At 38.1% G+C, this 18,061-nt stretch carries 15 protein-coding genes and 1 pseudogene; 15 read left to right on the forward strand and 1 reads right to left on the reverse strand.

Features of this window, described 5'->3' with window-relative positions:
- Window positions 1–6 precede the first annotated feature (6 nt).
- Window positions 7–597 (reverse strand): YceI family protein, encoded by a 591-nt coding sequence (locus C7S20_RS08290; RefSeq protein ID WP_107014152.1) that lies wholly within the window; start codon window positions 595–597, stop codon window positions 7–9.
- A gap of 1,802 nt (window positions 598–2,399) precedes the next feature.
- Between C7S20_RS08290 and C7S20_RS08295 the strand changes: the two genes are divergently transcribed.
- From C7S20_RS08295 to C7S20_RS08365, 15 genes and pseudogenes are all read left to right on the forward strand, one after another.
- Entirely contained in the window at window positions 2,400–2,873 is a 474-nt protein-coding gene (locus C7S20_RS08295) for a UpxY family transcription antiterminator (protein WP_107012044.1), read from the forward strand.
- 396 nt (window positions 2,874–3,269) lie between these two features.
- A pseudogene (locus C7S20_RS08300) lies at window positions 3,270–3,383 on the forward strand (sugar phosphate nucleotidyltransferase); the annotation flags it as partial.
- Window positions 3,384–3,953: 570 nt separating this feature from the next.
- The gene (locus tag C7S20_RS08305; RefSeq protein ID WP_227009155.1) at window positions 3,954–4,790 is read left to right on the forward strand and encodes a mannose-1-phosphate guanylyltransferase; all 837 of its coding nucleotides are present in this window, start codon (window positions 3,954–3,956) and stop codon (window positions 4,788–4,790) included.
- 111 nt (window positions 4,791–4,901) lie between these two features.
- On the forward strand, window positions 4,902–6,020 hold the full coding sequence (gmd, locus tag C7S20_RS08310) for a GDP-mannose 4,6-dehydratase (protein WP_107012045.1): 1,119 nt from the start codon (window positions 4,902–4,904) through the stop codon (window positions 6,018–6,020).
- Window positions 6,021–6,055: 35 nt separating this feature from the next.
- Window positions 6,056–6,442: a GxxExxY protein gene (locus C7S20_RS08315; protein WP_107012046.1), complete on the forward strand. Its 387-nt coding sequence runs from the start codon at window positions 6,056–6,058 to the stop codon at window positions 6,440–6,442.
- A gap of 31 nt (window positions 6,443–6,473) precedes the next feature.
- Window positions 6,474–7,463, forward strand: coding sequence for a virulence RhuM family protein/type II toxin-antitoxin system death-on-curing family toxin (locus C7S20_RS08320; RefSeq protein ID WP_227009134.1), 990 nt, complete (start codon window positions 6,474–6,476; stop codon window positions 7,461–7,463).
- Between the two features lie 126 nt (window positions 7,464–7,589).
- Entirely contained in the window at window positions 7,590–8,537 is a 948-nt protein-coding gene (locus C7S20_RS08325; protein WP_107012047.1) for a GDP-L-fucose synthase family protein, read from the forward strand.
- 121 nt (window positions 8,538–8,658) lie between these two features.
- Window positions 8,659–9,741 (forward strand): acyltransferase family protein, encoded by a 1,083-nt coding sequence (locus C7S20_RS08330; RefSeq protein ID WP_107012048.1) that lies wholly within the window; start codon window positions 8,659–8,661, stop codon window positions 9,739–9,741.
- On the forward strand, window positions 9,731–11,173 hold the full coding sequence (locus tag C7S20_RS08335) for a UDP-glucose 6-dehydrogenase (protein WP_107012049.1): 1,443 nt from the start codon (window positions 9,731–9,733) through the stop codon (window positions 11,171–11,173). Before C7S20_RS08330 ends, C7S20_RS08335 begins: the two co-directional genes overlap by 11 nt.
- 5 nt (window positions 11,174–11,178) lie before the next feature.
- Window positions 11,179–12,534: an MATE family efflux transporter gene (locus C7S20_RS08340; protein ID WP_193510802.1), complete on the forward strand. Its 1,356-nt coding sequence runs from the start codon at window positions 11,179–11,181 to the stop codon at window positions 12,532–12,534.
- Between the two features lie 78 nt (window positions 12,535–12,612).
- Window positions 12,613–13,842 (forward strand): glycosyltransferase family 4 protein, encoded by a 1,230-nt coding sequence (locus C7S20_RS08345; RefSeq protein WP_107012050.1) that lies wholly within the window; start codon window positions 12,613–12,615, stop codon window positions 13,840–13,842.
- A 120-nt stretch (window positions 13,843–13,962) separates the two neighbouring features.
- Window positions 13,963–14,982 (forward strand): exostosin domain-containing protein, encoded by a 1,020-nt coding sequence (locus C7S20_RS08350; RefSeq protein ID WP_107012051.1) that lies wholly within the window; start codon window positions 13,963–13,965, stop codon window positions 14,980–14,982.
- A 49-nt stretch (window positions 14,983–15,031) separates the two neighbouring features.
- A complete protein-coding gene (locus tag C7S20_RS08355) occupies window positions 15,032–16,165 on the forward strand; it encodes a hypothetical protein (RefSeq protein WP_107012052.1) in 1,134 nt (377 codons plus the stop codon).
- A 5-nt stretch (window positions 16,166–16,170) separates the two neighbouring features.
- Window positions 16,171–17,028, forward strand: coding sequence for a glycosyltransferase family protein (locus C7S20_RS08360; protein WP_107012053.1), 858 nt, complete (start codon window positions 16,171–16,173; stop codon window positions 17,026–17,028).
- A 17-nt stretch (window positions 17,029–17,045) separates the two neighbouring features.
- Complete coding sequence (locus C7S20_RS08365; RefSeq protein WP_107012054.1) at window positions 17,046–18,050, forward strand: glycosyltransferase family 4 protein; 1,005 nt, start codon at window positions 17,046–17,048, stop codon at window positions 18,048–18,050.
- The last annotated feature ends 11 nt before the right edge of the window (window positions 18,051–18,061 follow it).

Raw genomic sequence — 18,061 nt, forward strand, 5'->3', positions numbered from 1 at the left:
TGAAGTTTATTTAATGAAATGTGTTTCGAATTTAATTGTTACGTTCTCACCGGTAGAGATGGTGCCGAACATAGCTGTTGGAGGTTCAATATTATAATCGGTCATATTTAATTTATAGTTTCCTTTTAGAATTATCTCGTTTCCTTTTACCATGAGGTTGAAAGTAAGATTGATCTCTTTTTTCACTCCGGCGAGTTCCAGAGTTCCGGTAGTATTTACCTTATAAGAATCTGTACCAGAGGCTTCGATGCTTTTCACATCTTTTAGCTGAAACGAAATCTTTTTGTAAGAATTGGTTTTAAGCGCGTTGTAGGTGTTTTTGTCCATCCCGCTTTTTCCGCTTTTAAGGCTTTCGGCCATAACGGTAAAATTAAGTTGCTCGAGTTCTTCAAGTTTACCTTCGTCAAACTCGGCTTTCAGGTTTCCACTGAAGCTTTCCGCTTCAAGGCTCCAGTCATGGATGTTGGAAGTTCCGTCCACCAGTACATAAGAAGGTTTTTGGTTCAGGGTATAAGATTGTGCTTTCAAAGAAAGGTTTGTGCCAAATCCCAGAAGAAGTACAATCAGTAAAAATTTAAGGTTACCATTAGCTTTCATAATTAATTGCTTTTTAAAATCTATACAAAGTTGCGGCAGGAATGCCTCATGAAATATGATGGAAATCAGGTTTTGGATAAATAGTAAGTAATAGTAAAAGAGGACTCTTTTGTCTTTAATTATGAGGCTTGAGCCGATTTTTAGCTTAGCTTGATTTACAGCCAGTTCAATGAACAATTATGGGTGAGCAATTATCAATAAATATGTATAAGCGATTATTGGATGGTTGGATCATTAGAATATTAGATGATGAGAAAATGAGATGATGAGAAAATGAGATGATGAGATGATGAGGTGATGAGGTGATGAGGTGATGAGGTGATGAGATGATGAGAGAATGAGATGATGAGAGAATCTAGAGATTCTTTAAGAATTAATCCAAATACTTTTATACAATATACTTTATACAAAATCGTCCCGGACCTTCTTTGGAGTCTTTTCGAAACGGAACCTGCATGCCGTTGGGTAGGCGTGGCGGAGTGAGAAATCTCAAAGTAAAAACTAATCTTTATGAAGTATACTGTAGATTGTAAAGTAAAGAGAGATTTCTGCACTTCCCAGATAGGCAAAGCATAACGAAAGTATAAGGAAGATATAGAGGAAGTATAGGGGAGATACGGCATACCTGTATATTAGTTAGCAGTTAGCAGTAGAAATTGATACCGCTACTATTAATCGAGCAGTCATTTCGAAACGAAGCATAGCGGAGTGAGAAATCTCAAAATGAGAACCTCAATCTTTAAAAAAAACCTTTGGAATACATCGTGAGATTTCTCGTCGCCCCGAATCCTCGGGACTCTGTCGAAATGACTCCAAGTATTAAAGGAAAGACCTCATTTCGAAACGCAGCGTAGCGGAGTGAGAAATCTCAAGGTTAGAACTGCAATGTTTAAAAGAATTCCGGGTAATGAATCATGAGATTTCTCGTCGCCCCGATTCCTCGGGTAGCAGGGGAAATTGATACCGCTACTATTAATCGAGCAGTCATTTCGAAACGAAGCATAGTGGAGTGAGAAATCTCAAAATGAGAACCTCAATCTTTAAGTAGCCTTTTGAATACATCGTGAGATTTCTCGTCGCCCCGAATCCTCGGGGCTCGCTCGAAATGACTCCACGTATTAAAGGAAAGACTGTCATTTCGAAACGAAGCATAGCGGAGTGAGAAATCTCAAGGTTAGAACTGCATTTTTTAAAAGTAGCCTTTGGAATACATCATGAGATTTCTCGTCGCCCCGAATCCTCGGGGCTCGCTCGAAATGACCGAAACAACTGTCATTTCGAAACGGAGCGTAGCGGAGTGAGAAATCTCAAAATGAGAACTTCAATCTTTAAAAATAGCCTTTGGAATACATCATGAGATTTCTCGTCGCCCCGAATCCTCGGAGCTCTGTCGAAATGACTACGCCTAAAGGGATTCAGGATTCAAAATTCCGGATTCAATATTCAGGATATTTATAACCTGCCTTAATTTTTTTAACTCAAAACTCTGAACTCCAAAAGCCTTATAGCTGAATTTCAATTATCAATTATCCATTGATTATGGAGACTGCTTCGGTCGTTACATTCTCTCGCAGTGAAGGTTTTAAAGGTTTAAGGTATACTGTCTAAGTAATAACCGAAAAAATCGCATATAGCTTATCGCTTAAGGCATAGTTTCAATTATCAATTATCAATTATCAATTGTCCATTTTCCATTAAGAATAGATTTTAGTTACTTTGCACTGTATTTCTATATTCTCCACTCTTTACGAGCCACCCTACTGCGAGAATTAGAACAAAAATTAATTTGCTAAAGTCGCAGTATGCCCTGGTATGTAGTACGCACCAAGCCACAACATGAAATAAAATCGGCCAGGATCCTGGAAGAGCTGGGGATGGAAGTCTTTTGTCCCACCATCCAGGAGATCAGGCAGTGGAGTGACCGGAAGAAGAAGGTCACCTTGCCTCTTTTTAAGTCCTATTTATTTGTAAATGCAACTCCTAATAATCGAAACCGTGTTTTTGAAGCTCCTGGCGTCCTTAATTTTTTATACTGGCAAAAGCAGCCTGCCATAGCCAGGAAAGAGGAAATTGAAACCATCAAAACCTGGCTGAACAATGACAAGATCGAGGGACTCGAAGTAGGGCAATTCCAGCTCGGCGAGGAGCTAAGCATAAAGAACGGGAAATTTGCCAATAAAAAAGCCATTGTTAAGGAAGTTGGCAAGCGCCAGCTTAAACTTATTCTTCCGGAATTAGGATGGACTTTAACCGCTAATATTCAGGATGTTATATAGATAATTAAGATTATTTTAACCTGAAATTCTTATCATTTTATACTTTCCTTTGAATAAACCTTTACGGAAATCCGTAATCATTGAGGAATATTTAAAACTAAGAGTATTAATAGTTAAAAATTTAACATTCGATGTTTCCTCATTTTCACATTTCGTTATAATTTAGCCGCGTAAAAATACGCCTGAACCGAATCCCTACTTATGACCCTACCTGGCCGAGCCCGGCCGGAATAAATCCTTAAGGTTTAGCGAATTAAAATTTTTACGGGAGTTACAGCATGTGACTCACGGCGGCGAAGCCCTGTTTTATTGTGATTGTTTATTCAGGATTATTTATTAAACTTTTTAGGAATCTAAAGCCTCTTTCAGTGCTTCAGCCAGAAGAAAATAGAATTTATGAGTAAAGTACAGCATGTTTTGCTTACCGGTGGAGTAGGAAGTCGGCTTTGGCCCCTTTCCCGTAAATCCCGGCCAAAACAATACCTTAATATTTTCTCCAGCTCCGGACTTCGAGTGATTGGCGAGCGCGAAAGCGCCGACAATTGTATCGAGAAGTCGGGGGCCACTACAAACCTTACTTCCGAAAGTGATCCTGTGCGCGATACGCCCCAAAATCCCTTGAGGTCGGGGATCAAAACAAATTCTCCAATCAAAAGCCGATCGGAGCGCGAAAGCGCCGACAATCACTCGAAGAACGAACTTATCAATGAGCCTGCCGAAAGTGATCCTGTGCGCGACACGCCTCAAAATCCGTCGAAGAACGAACTTATCAAGGTACCTACTGAAATCGGGACAGAGCGCGAAAGTGCCGACAATTGTATCGAGAAGTTGGGGATCAATACACGCCTTACTTCCGAAAGTGATCCTGTGCGCGACACGCCCCAAAATCCGTCGAAGAACGACCTTATCAAGGTACCTACCGAAATTGGGACAGGGCGCGAAAGCGCCGAAAATCACGCGAAGAAAGACCTTAGCAATGTACCTTCCGGAAGGGAGATCAATGGAAATGAAGATACGTCCAGAAACCTTTTTGAACTGGCTGTGCAACGGAACGCCTGTTTTGCTGATGGCCTTATAGTGGTGGGAAATCGTGAAAACAGGCAACTTAGTGAGAATAGTCTTCAAAAGATCGGCATATCTGAGTATAAAGATATCGTGGAAGCAACTCCAAGAAATACGGCTCCGGCGATTGCCTTTGCAGCTTTTTCAGCCAATCCCGATGATATCTTACTCGTGACCCCGGCTGATCATATTATCAAAGAAGGAAAAGATTATGAAAAGGCAGTAAAACGAGCCATCGAATTAGCCGGGCAGGATCATATTGTCACCTTCGGATTAAAACCCCTACATCCCGAAACCGGCTTTGGTTATATAGAATTTGATGAGGAAGAGGTGATCTCTTTCAGGGAAAAGCCAGACCTCGAGACTGCAAAAAGATTCCTAGAAGAAGGTCGATTTTTATGGAATAGCGGAATGTTCTGCTTTAAAGCGGGCGTGTTCCTGGAAGAACTTCAAAAATTCGAACCGGAGGTTTTTGCAAAAAGTCAGCTTGCTGTGCAGGAAGCGAAGGATGGCCGACTTGAAATAAAAGCATCTTTAGATATCCCATCGATCAGTGTTGATTACGCGGTGATGGAGCGAAGCGATAAGATGAAGGTAGTCGCTTCCGAATTCGAATGGAGTGACATGGGAAGTTTTGAGGCAATATATGATTACCTGTTTGCTCAGGGTCATCCGGTAGATGAAATGGGGAATATGGTAATCGGCTCTAATAATTACACAGCATTCGTAGGACTGCGGAACAGTATCCTGGTATGTACGCCCGATGCTAACCTGGTGCTTCAAAAAGCAGACTCTCAGGAAGTAAAAAAAATTTATGAACAATTAGAGAAGCAAAAATCCCTTCTTCTTAATTAACAAGCTAAAAAATAATCACTCGTCAGTTCGAGTGATCCCGATGAAAATCGGGATTGTATCGAGAACAATCCTCGGAATATTATTTAAAAATCCGTGAAATCCACGAATAAAATGAGTAAAAAAATAGCATTAATCACAGGAGTTACCGGTCAGGACGGAGCTTATTTAAGTGAATTCCTTCTAAAGAAAAACTATATTGTTCATGGGATAAAGCGAAGAGCTTCCCAGTTCAATACTGACAGGGTTGACCATCTTTACCAGGATCCGCATGAAGAAAACAGGAATTTTATCCTGCATTATGGAGATATGACCGATAGTACCAACCTGATTCGTCTCATCCAGGAGATCCAGCCAGATGAGATCTATAATCTGGCCGCGATGAGCCACGTAGGTGTGTCTTTTGAAACTCCTGAATATACCGGCAATGCAGACGGACTTGGGACTCTCAGGATACTTGATGCTGTAAGACTACTCGGCCTGGAGAAAAAAACCAGGATCTACCAGGCTTCCACTTCCGAATTGTACGGAAAAGTGCAGGAAGTACCACAAACCGAAAAGACTCCTTTTTATCCACGGAGTCCCTATGGAGTGGCTAAATTATATGCCTACTGGATCACCGTTAATTATCGTGAGGCTTACGGGATGTATGCCTCTAACGGGATCCTCTTTAACCACGAATCTCCCTTGCGAGGTGAAACTTTTGTAACCCGAAAGATCACACGTGCAGCAGCTCGTATTGCTCTAGGCTTGCAGGATAAGTTTTATCTTGGTAACCTGGATGCACAGAGGGACTGGGGACACGCCAGGGATTATGTGAGAATGATGTGGATGATCCTGCAGGCTGAAGAAGCCGAAGACTGGGTTATCGCTACCGGAAAGACCACTCCGGTAAGGGAATTTGTAAGAATGGCCTTTGCGGAAGTAGGGATAGAACTTGAATTCAAGGGTATAGGGAAAGACGAAAAAGCCTATATTAAAACCTGCAGTAATCCTGATTTTCAGGTAGAAATAGGAAAAGAAGTCCTGGCGGTAGATCCTAAATATTTCAGACCTACCGAAGTGGATCTTTTAATTGGAGATGCTTCGAAAGCTAAAAATAAACTTGGGTGGGTTCCGGAATATGATCTTCAGGATCTTGTAAAAGACATGATGCAGTCTGATGTGGAATTTATGCAGAAAGATCAGCATTTGAAGGAAGGTGGATATACCACTTTGAATTACTATGAATAAAAGAATTTCACGGATTTAAACTGATTCCACGGATTGTGTCGAACCTATTATACGAACAAGAAACCTATAAGATCATTGGTGCATGTATGAAGGTTCATAAGAACTTGGGAAGCGGATTTTTAGAGTCGGTTTACCAGGAGGTTCTGGAAAAAGAGTTTACTAAAGAAGAAATTCCATTCCAGAAGGAGATAAAGCTGAATCTGTTCTATGAGGGAGAGAAGCTAGATAAATATTTTAAGGCTGATTTCCTTTGTTACGACAAAATAATAGTAGAATTAAAATCTGTGGCTTTTTTGAGTAAGAACCTGGAAAGTCAGGTCATCAATTATTTAAAAGCCACCAACAAAGAAGTTGGTTTATTAATTAACTTCGGAGAGAAAAGTTTAAAATGGAAACGTTTTATAAATTCATCCCATTCGTAGAAGCATCCATTACATTCAGTAACTCATGAAGATGAAGACCAATGAAGTAGTAATTTTTCGTCCGTCTAAGAAAGAAACGGAGTTTCAGGTAATTCTTGATCCGGGAAATGAAACTATTTGGGCTTCAGAACAGGAAATCGCAGATCTGTTTGACAGAGACAGAACTGTAATTGGAAGACATGTCAGAAATTCTTTTAAGGAAGGTGAACTGGTGAAAGATTCAGTTAGTGCAAAATTTGCACATACTGCCCAGGATGAAAAAACTTATCAGGTAACCAGATATAACCTTGATGTGGTGATTAGTGTTGGCTATCGCGTAAAGTCTCCAATTGCTACTGAATTTAGAAGATGGGCTACTTCAAAATTACGAGACTATCTCCTTAAAGGATATGCTATCAATGAAAACCTACTCAAAGAACAAAAAAATCAAATAAAAAACCTTGAGCAGGAAATAAACCGTATTCAGGAAGAAGCTGATAGAACCCAAAGAACTCTTACAGAAGGTTTTTTATCTATCATCACAAGCTACTCAAAATCTTTTAAGCTTCTCAACCAATATGATTCAGAAGAACTCTCCATTGAAGGACTGAATGAAAACATCATCTATGTAATTGATCCCGGTGAGGTAAGGAAAGCCATTCAGCAGTTAAAATCAAATTTGATACAAAAAGGAGAAGCAACTGAATTATTCGGGAATGAAAAAGATAAATCATTTGAGGGAATTCTGGGAAGTATTTCTCAAACTGCTTTCGGGGAACCTGCATATCCCACAGTAGAGCAACAGGCGGCACAACTTTTATACTCAATCATTAAAGGTCATGCCTTTAGTGATGGCAATAAAAGAATAGGATCATTTTTATTCGTATGGTTCCTTGAACAAAATAACTTCCATCTCAACTCACAGGGACAACAAAAGATCAATGAAAACACTCTGGTGAGTATTGCCCTGGCAGTAGCCCAAAGCGCACCCGACCAAAGAGAGTTAATAAAGCAACTTATTATCAACCTGATAAAGGAATAAATCCACAGCCCGCGTAATCCGACATCATCCGCAGAATTAAAACTTCAGCGTAATCCGCCATAATCCGCGTAATCAGAACAACCTTTGATTAGCGGTAGGAACATCCGGAAAAGCACAATAATTAAAATGAAAAAAGACTCAAAAATATATATTGCCGGTCACCGCGGTATGGTCGGTTCAGCAATTTGGCGGAAACTTTCAGCCGAAGGCTACACCAATCTCCTCGGCAAAACCTCCAAAGAACTGGACCTCCGCAACCAGCAGGCGGTAAACACCTTCTTCGAATCTGAAAAACCCGAAGTAGTTATTGACGCCGCTGCAAGAGTTGGAGGCATACTCGCCAACAACGATTACCCCTACCAGTTCCTGATGGAAAATTTGCAGATCCAGAATAACCTGATCGATTTTTCTCATAAATTCGATGTGGAGAAATTCATCTTTTTAGGCAGTTCCTGTATCTATCCAAAACACGCTCCTCAGCCTTTAAAAGAAGAATATTTACTGACTGACAGCCTGGAACCCACCAATGAATGGTACGCTATTGCAAAGATCGCCGGAGTAAAAGCCTGTGAAGCAATACGCAAACAATTTGAAAAAGACTATGTGAGCCTGATGCCAACAAACCTGTACGGCAGCCATGATAATTTCGACTTGCAGACTTCTCACGTACTCCCTGCAATGATAAGAAAGTTCCATGAAGCCAAGGAGAACAGTGAGCCCGTCGAACTGTGGGGTTCCGGTAGCCCTATGCGGGAATTCCTGTTTGTAGATGACTTGGCAGATGCCGTTTGGTTCGCGTTAGAAAACGAGCTTCCTGAAAACCTGTACAACGTTGGAACAGGAACAGATCTCACCATTAGAGAATTAGCAGAATTGATCCAAAAGATTACCGCCCACACGGGAGAGATCATCTGGGACAATACAAAACCCGACGGCACCCCACGAAAATTGATGAACGTGGACAAGCTGAAAAATGAGGGCTGGACTGCCTCCACCCCATTGAAAGAAGGAATACGAAAAACCTATCAGTGGTTTCTTGAGAGTAAGAACGGTTATAAACAAGTGAAAATATAAAGAACACTGCTAATTTCTCTAAAAAGAGATTCTACTTCTAGGGAATTGATTCCAGAGGTTAGGCGCAGCACCATCTTCTTTTTTGGCAGGAAACAACTGTTGTAAAAAGTCTTAATTCAGAATGAAAAGGATAATAGATATTATATCTCCTGGAACTTTTCGGTTTCTCCTAGCTTTTATTGTTGTGATTTATCATGCTGTAAGTTTTCTGACTATTGGCCATTTTGCCGTCTATGTATTCTTTGTACTAAGCGGGTATTGGATAGTAAAGATGTTCACGGAAAAATATTCAAAATTTAGAAATCCAGTTCGCACTTATCTCATTAGTAGAATATGGAGGATTTTTCCAGTTTATTTAGCAATATTAGGGTTCACTCTTTTAATATATTTTTCTTTTAATGCTCTTTATTTAAAGCAAATAGAGCATTCGCTGGTTAATAATGAATTTACCTCCTTATTAATTTCTAATATTTTTGTTTTATTTAATAATGTTGTCAATCATAATTGGCTTATTGTTCCCGCCTGGTCTTTGGATGTTGAATTACAATTTTATGTTTTTGCTCCTATTCTATACTATCTTTTCACAAAAGTTAAGCCCTATTACCTTTTTATCTTTTCCATTATATCTTCTTTTTTAATACTGTACTTTAATATAGGGCTATTAATTACTAACAATATTTTAATTTATTTACTCTATTTTTTGCTGGGAGTAATTGTTTATAAACAAAATATTAGAACGACCTACCAATGGGCGACTGCATCTGGTACTTTGGTGATAGCTATTTTGGGCCTTCATTATTTAATACCTGAATTAAAGACGTTATTATTTGGTGACTATGCCATTCTGGGTGTCTTCAAATATCAGGAATTTGTAAATTTTTTATTGACAGTGGCAATTCTACCTTTTGTTATCTACAATATTAAATCAGGAAAGCATAATAAGAAGATTGATGGTCTGTTGTCATCAATGTCATTTTCTCTCTATTTAATTCACTGGCCTATTTTGACTATTTATAGTCTTTGGGCTGCTAATAATTCAGGATTGACCAAATTCTTTCTATTTCTAGGGTATGTTTCAATAAGTGTTTTAGGTTCATTTTTTATATCGAAATATTTTGATGGGCTAATGGAAAAGGATAGAAGGCAATGGTTGAAGAAAAGAAAAACTACAGAATTTACTCAAGTTATTACAAATGAAAATTAAGAATATCTGCTGCATAGGCGCCGGCTATGTAGGTGGCCCCACTATGGCCGTAATCGCACAAAAGTGCCCCGAAATAAATGTCACTGTTGTTGACCTGAACGAAAAAAGAATAGCCGCCTGGAATGACGACAATGTAGAGAACATTCCCATCTACGAACCCGGACTTTCTGAAGTCGTAAAAGATGCTAGAGGAAGAAACCTCTTCTTTTCTACCGATGTGGATGCTGCTATAGATAAGGCTGAAATGATCTTTATCTCGGTAAATACTCCTACCAAAACTTATGGAATTGGAAAAGGAATGGCTGCCGACCTGAAATGGATCGAACTCTGCGCCAGGCAAATTGCGCGAGTAGCGACTACCGACAAGATCGTAATTGAAAAATCTACCCTACCTGTACGTACCGCAGCCGCCCTGAAAGATATTCTTGACCACACCGGCAACGGTGTAAAATACCAGATCCTTTCAAATCCGGAATTCCTGGCAGAAGGAACCGCAGTGGAAGATCTGCATGCGCCCGATCGTGTACTCATAGGCGGAGACAGGGAAACGGCTGAAGGAAAAACTGCCATGCAGGCTTTGGTAGATGTCTATGCCCACTGGCTACCGAAAGAGAGGATCCTCACTACCAACGTCTGGTCATCTGAATTATCCAAGCTTACAGCTAATGCCTTTCTGGCGCAGCGGGTTTCCAGCATCAATGCGATGAGCGAACTCTGTGAACACACGGGGGCCGACGTTAACGAAATTTCAAAAGCAATAGGAATGGATTCCCGCATCGGGTCAAAATTCCTTAAGGCTTCTGTTGGTTTTGGAGGTTCCTGCTTTCAAAAAGATATCCTCAACCTGGTATACATTGCCAAATCTTTCGGATTAAATGAAGTGGCCGATTACTGGGAGCAGGTGATCATCATGAATGACTATCAAAAAAGAAGGTTCGCAGCGAACATTGTGAAAACCCTTTTCAATACTGTTTCAGGGAAGAAAATTGCCTTTTTAGGCTGGGCCTTTAAAAAAGATACCAACGATACCCGTGAATCTGCAGCAATCTATGTAGCCGATTACCTGTTGAACGAGCAGGCAGAAGTGGAGGTGTATGATCCAAAAGTGACCGAAGAGCAGATCTATGCCGACCTGGATTACCTGGGCAGCAGGAGCGAAGAAGAGAACAGAAGGTTGCTGAAGGTGATCAAGGATCCTTATGAGGTTTGTAAAGAGGCTCACGGGATCGCTGTGCTCACCGAATGGGACGAATTCAAAACTTACGACTGGCAAAGGATCTATGACTGTATGTTAAAACCGGCTTTTGTCTTTGATGGAAGAAATTTGCTCGATTTACAGAAGTTGGCAAAAATTGGTTTTTCTACTGCCGCTGTGGGTCGACCCATTGTATTGCAGGAAAAAATGGCTGAAGAACCTTCACTAGCTATTTAAAATATTTGAAGGACTTTATAGTAATGCACTTTTTAACCACCCGTCTGGCAAAAATCAAGGATCATCCCAGGTATGACTATGTCTTAGGTTGGGGGAAACTCATAAGTTATACAGGGGGAGCACAAATTCTGGTGCAGGCTGTTGGCTTTTTGAGTGGACTATTGATCATTCGCCTGCTGCCGGTGGAGGAATATGCTTACTACACCCTTGCCAATACTATGTTAGGAACTATGACTTTGTTAGCAGATGGAGGTATAAACGCAGGGGTTTTAGCCGAAGGTTCTAAGGTCTGGAAGGACAAAAACAAGCTTAGTACTGTACTAAAAACAGGTTTGGAATTAAGAAAAAAGTTTGCAATAGTTAGTTTGTTAATATCCTTACCTATTCTTTTTCTATTATTAAGAGATCTTAATGCCGACAACTTAACAACACTGCTTATCATTCTTTCTATTATTCCTGCATTTTTTGCTGCCCTGTCCGACCAATTGCTAGAAATAGTACCCAAATTGCATCAGGAGATAAAGTCGCTCCAAGTAAACCAAGGAATGGTCGCATCCTTAAGATTACTTTTATTAGGACTGTTAATTTTTATCTTTCCATTGACATACGTGGCCATTTTAGCTGCAGGTATATCACGTATGTATGGGAATTACAAATTGAAAAACATTGCAAGTCCTCATTTGGTCAGTCAATCGGAGAAATCTCCCGCGGTTCGCAGAAAGATTTTAAAAGTAGTATACCGAATGTTTCCGGGGGTGCTATATTACTGTTTTTCGGGCCAAATTACTATTTGGATCATTTCGATTTTTGGAACCACATCTTCCTTGGCTGGGATTGGGGCTTTAGGGCGTCTTTCAGTGATGCTTAGTATCTTTACTGTAGCGGCAAATTTACTCATAGTACCACGTTTTGCACGTTTACCTTCGGAACAACATATTTTGAGGAAGCGTTTAGATCAAATAACAATGTGGTTAGTTTTATTGTTTTCTTTTGCTTTGGCATTTGTGTATTTTTTCTCCAAAGCATTCTTATTTCTCTTAGGTGATAGCTATAGAGAGCTGGGCTTTGAACTGACTTTAAGTTTTGCGGGAGCCTGTTTAGCAGCTTTTTCCGCAATTTTATTCAATATAGCTACCTCAAAAGGTTGGGTGCTAAACCCTGCATTTTCCATTTGTGTAGGTATTATTTCTATCATTTTGGGTGTATTTCTATTTGAAATTAGCACACTGAATGGTGTCCTCCTTTATAGTATTTTCATTTCCGGAATCCAGGTTGTCCAGAATGGAGCTTTCTTGTATTATAAAATATTTTCCCTATCCAATCACCATAAAAGTCCTGAGAGGGGAAACTTTTTAAAATAGGGTGATCCTTTAATCAGTAAAATTCTCTTGTAAAAAATGAAGAAGATTCATTTGGTGGACTAAAATAAATGTTTAATTATGAAAGTAGGCTTTTTTACCTTCCTTAAACCTATCATTCCCTTTGATTGGGATCTTTTTTTGACTGGAAAACAAGGTTTAAGTGGAACTGATGGTTCCGTTCTGCGGATTTCCCACAAACTATCAATACGGAATAATGGGTTTGACATTACCCTTTTTACGGATTGCCATTTCCCATCCAACAAAAAGTTGAATATTGTTAGGGCAGATACTTTGTCCCAAGCTATTATAGGTGCTAAAAGATTGAATATTGATTTACTCATATTCATTCACAAACCATACGAAGATTTGGAAGCGGCCTTAGTTCTTGCTGCTAAACTTAATTTGAAAATCAGCGCATGGCTTCAGAACACGCCCCAGGCAGAATTATTGGAACTTTATCAAAAAAATCCTGCTCTTCAATTTTTAATATGTGTAAGTCAGAATCAAGCAGACCATTTTCGACATAAATCTATTTTTAGAAAAGTGGTTGTTCTTCATAATGCCATTGATTTAGACTTCTACCGAAATAAAACCGTAGGCAAAGATTTGAACCAGATCGTCTATGTGGGTGCTGCAACTGAAAATAAGGGGTTACAGTTTTTATTAGCTGTATGGCCTTCGATTTTTCGTGATAATCCAAGTGCAAAGCTCTACATCATTGGTAGTGCCCAGCTTTATTCCAAGAATCAAAAATTGGGGAATCACCTTTTAGGATCGGAAGATTTTGAAGAAAAATATGTTTATCCCATTTATGGTAAGAGTGATCAGGCTTTAGCAAATTTTAATATAAGAGTTTTAGGGGTTCTTGGACCTGTCGAGATGAATAAATTTATTAAAAGGAGTTTGCTAGGAGTCGTAAATCCATCCTACAATTATAATTTCTCTGCTGAAACTTTTTGTGTTAGTGCGGTCGAGATACAAGCCTGCCAAACTGCTGTTATAGGGGGGAATGTTGGTGGATTGAGGGAAACTGTGTTAAATAAAAGAACAGGATTTTTGGTCAACTCTCAAAACGATCTTAGGGAGAAAATAAATAAGTTGCTAAAAAATCCCAAAAAAGCTTTAGACTTTGGTAAAAATGGAGAAATCTATTCCAAATCTTTCGGTATTAATGAATTAATTCTCAATTGGGAGGAATTTTTATTGAATGTAGAAGCGGATATACACATTTCACAAAAGCCATTAAAATGGCTCAATTCGGAAAAGAAAGTTTGGGTCAAAGAAATAATAAGAATGTTGAAGCATTAGCTCCCAACTTTTTTATCATTATAGATAATTTTTTGAAGAACTTTCATTACAAGAATAGAATGTTTGGAACAGTAGAGGAAAATTATTTTGCCATTTCAATAGCTCTAAAAAAAGTCGAAATTGTTAGGCTATAATGCTATGAAAGTTTATTTATTATCTGCCTATCCATTAGGCGGAGAAAACATTACAGTAAATCATGTCAAGGAATCGGCTTTAATGGATCCCTTTGGTGTTCACGAATTGGTCGACGATCCAAAGAACGCGGATCTTATAATATTTGTTGAAAATCATCCTGGTTGTGACCCTTATTTCTTTAATGTCCTAAAGAATTCAGTTTACAGAGTATACAAAGAAAAATGCGTTCTTTATCATGATAATGATCGTAGTTTGACATTTTTACCCACAATTAGTCCATCATTAGAAAAAAGCTATTTTAATCAAAATCTACACCGCCCATTCCCTTATATAACACAATTATCAAGAAACCCTTATATCAAGCACTTATACAAAAATCAGGAGGAAAAGATATATCTCTTTTCATTTATTGGAGCTAGTAGAACTCATACGGTAAGAAAAAAAATCTTTAAAATTAACTATGAAAGATGTTACTTAAAGGATACATCAGACAAAAATTCATGGCAACTGAAAAATGAGGAAAAGGATTATTACTTTAAAAAGTATGCTGAGATCTGTCAGAAAAGCAAATTCATACTCTGTCCCAGAGGTATCGGCCCGAATTCATATCGACTTTATGAAAGTATGGAAGCAGGTGTTGCACCTGTTATAATTTCTGATGATTGGATTCCCTCTCAAGGGCCGAAATGGAAGGAATTCTCGATTCAAGTAAGAGAAAGTGATGTGTCCCGGATAGAAGAAATTCTTTTAGAAAAAGAAGTTGATTACAAAGCTTTAGGTTTAAAGGCACGGGAGGTTTGGGAGGATTATTTTTCTAAGGATAAGCAATTTCATTACTTGGTGGAAACGGCATACCAACTTCAGTCGGAAAAGGGTAAAAAAAAATTTTTACGGCAATATATAAGGTTTACAAAATCTAGTTTTCATTTGAGAAATCTAATACGTTTTACAGTAAAAAAAATGTTTTTAGGATTAGAATCATTGTGGGGGCTTTCGAAATGTTAAGATAAAATTACGCATTAAAGATTTAAGGTAACCTCTGCAAAAGAATTGGATGATAAAAAATAAGATTATTTTCATTTGTGGCTCTCTTGAACCGGGAAAAGATGGGGTAGGGGATTATACCCGCCGTCTTGGGGGAGAATTAATTAGGCAGGACCATCAGATCCAAATTCTTGGACTTTTCGATAAAGAAGTTAAAAGCGCAGGAATAGAAATTCAATGCGATGCAGGGGTGGCTATAAAATGTTTGAGAATACCTTTGAAATATCCAGCCTCCAGTCGTTATTCATTAGCAAAAGCGTTTATTGATGAATATAATCCTAAGTGTTTAAGTCTCCAATTCGTGTCCTACTCCTTTCACAAAAGAGGTTTACCTTTTGGGTTGGCCGAAAATCTCAAATCCTTTGGGAAAAACTTAAAGTGGCACTTGATGTTTCACGAATTGTGGATTGGACATAATTTTTCCGATGGTATTAATGATTATTTAATTGGATATATTCAAAAGAATATAATTAAAAAAATAATATTTCAATTAAGTCCGATTGTAGTTCATACTACTACTAAGTACTACCAGTCAATCTTGAGTCAGAATAATATACAGGCACAGGTTCTACCGGTATTTAGCAACCTCGGTAGAGGCAAAGGAAACAATAAAATATTATTTAACTATTTACCCGACCAGATAAGAGATAATAGAGATTCGTTTTTGTGGTGTTGTTTATTTGGTAGAATAGGATCTATAACAGAATCTGTTGAAAAAAGTTTGAAGCAGTTGAAAACCATTTCATCTATGGTTGGAAAGAAATTGTGTATAATACACGTTGGGATAAACAGTAAAAAAAACTCTTTTTCAGATTTTTTAAAAACTGAAGACATTGATTTTTTTGAGTTAGGATTTCGTGCAGAGGAGGAAATAGTTATGCTCTTTAGTAAATGTGATATAGGTCTCACAACATATTCTATTTCATTGGCAAGTAAAAGTGGAAGCATTTCTGCAATGCTTTATAATGATCTACCTGTATGTGTTCTAAATCAAGGATGTACGAGCCAAGAGACTCCTTTTCTAAAACATGTTAATAACTTAGAATTAAATTCATTTTTGAATCAAAAGAGAGATTTTTTTAAAAACTTTTCTGCAGAAGCATCTGCAAAAAACCTCAGCAAAGAATTAAATATAAAATCATAAAATTCATGTCCAAACAATTTGCAACTCTGCTAGGAAAAAGGAATCTCGAATTCTCCATCACATGTCTAAAAAGTTTCTTATATCATTGTCAAGATACTATAGATTTAACGATATATGAAGATGGAACTCTTGATGCTGAAGCTGCCGAGAGACTATCTCAAGAATTACCCGGGTGCAAAATTTCTTTTAAGAAAAACAGGAATGAAGTTGTCAAAGAAAAACTCCAGAATTTTCCTTTGTCAAATAAATATCGGGAGTTTAGTCCCCTTGCCCTAAAGCTTCTAGATGTAGCCTTAACAGAAGAAGGCGACCATCTTCTGTTTCTTGATAGTGACATCTTTTTTATAAATGATTTTACTATAGGTGATTTGCCTGCGTTACCTGCATTTATGCGTGATAGTAGAAATGCTTACTCTTTTGGCTTAGCCGAATGTAAAAACTTTCCCTCGATTTATCCAAGAATAAATACAGGTTTTTTTTATTTCCCTTTAAAGTTCTTTAGCCTAGAAATGATAGAGGAAGTTTTAGAAAGGAAAATATTAAATAAAACGATCTATCAGATTTGTTGGCTTGAGCAAACGTTGTGGGCACTTTTAGCAGGAAAGAATGACCAGGTTCTATATTTTAATGATTCTAAACTAGTTATGGCCGGAGAAAAAATCAATTTAGGTCAAGAAGCTGTCGGCGTCCACTTGGTTTCCACCTATCGCCATCAATTAAATTTAGTAATGCAGGCCAAAAAAGAATTACCGCGAGATATTACAATAGAGTTGGATTTTTTTTCTGAAAAAAAACACTTATCCTTAAAAGAGTTTTATTGGGAAAAAGTTAGTGGAGGCCTGCTGAAAAGAATTCGAAATTAATAATTGGGATAGGTGCAATGAAAATTCTTCTTATTTCACATGGGTTTTCTCCAGATATTGGTGGTATAGAAACTCATACTCAAACTTTAGCTCAACACTTTGTAGAATTGGGCCACGAAGTTAAAGTGATGACTTGGAGTTTGGGAAAAAATGACTTTTTCGATTATGATATTGTAAGAAAACCATCGGTCTCCACTCGTTTCAAAGTTATTTCGTGGAGCGATTGGGTAATAGAGAATAATCCTACCTTAAGATTATCTTGGCCTCTTTGTTTTCTCAACAAAAAAAATATAGTAATACTTCAGACATGGCTAGGAAAAGAAAAAACTGGTTTTAATTGGGTAGATTACCTTAAAAAAAAGTGGTTAGAAAAGGCCTCTGATGTAATAGCCATAAGTAAGGTAATACAGAATGATGTTTTCTCATCTGCTAAAATAGTTCCTAATGCTTACAACGCTTCTATCTTTAAAAATCTTGGGATAAGTCGAATGAGGGATTTTGTCTTTTTGGGTCGCTTAGTTTCTGATAAAGGTGTAGATATGACCATTCAGCTTATGGAACTATTAAATCAGGAATATAATAGAAAATTTTGCCTGACAATAATAGGTTCTGGTCCTGAAAAAAATAAGTTGATGGAGTTGACAGCAAAAAAAGGTCTCGAGGATCAAATTGTTTTTTTAGGAAGCGTAAAGGATAAGCGATTGAATGAGGAATTGAATAGGCATAAGTTCTTGTTAGTACCTTCCAGATGGAGAGAACCTTTTGGTATAGTGGCACTCGAGGGAATTGCTTCGGGTTGTATACCCATAGTATCTGATGACAGTGGTTTAGTGGATGCTGTAGGTGAAGCCGGCATTACTTTTAAAAGGAATGATTTGTACTCCCTTTTTAATGAAGTAGCACAGCTTATCGATAATACTTCTGCAGTTGACAAACTTCAAAAAGCTGCTGAAAAGCACCTCCAAAGTTTTACTGGAAAAGAAATAGCGCTTAAAACTTTAAAAGTTCTTGAAGGGATTTAGCCAAAATGTTT

This window comes from Christiangramia fulva (assembly GCF_003024155.1).
Lineage (GTDB): Bacteria > Bacteroidota > Bacteroidia > Flavobacteriales > Flavobacteriaceae > Christiangramia > Christiangramia fulva.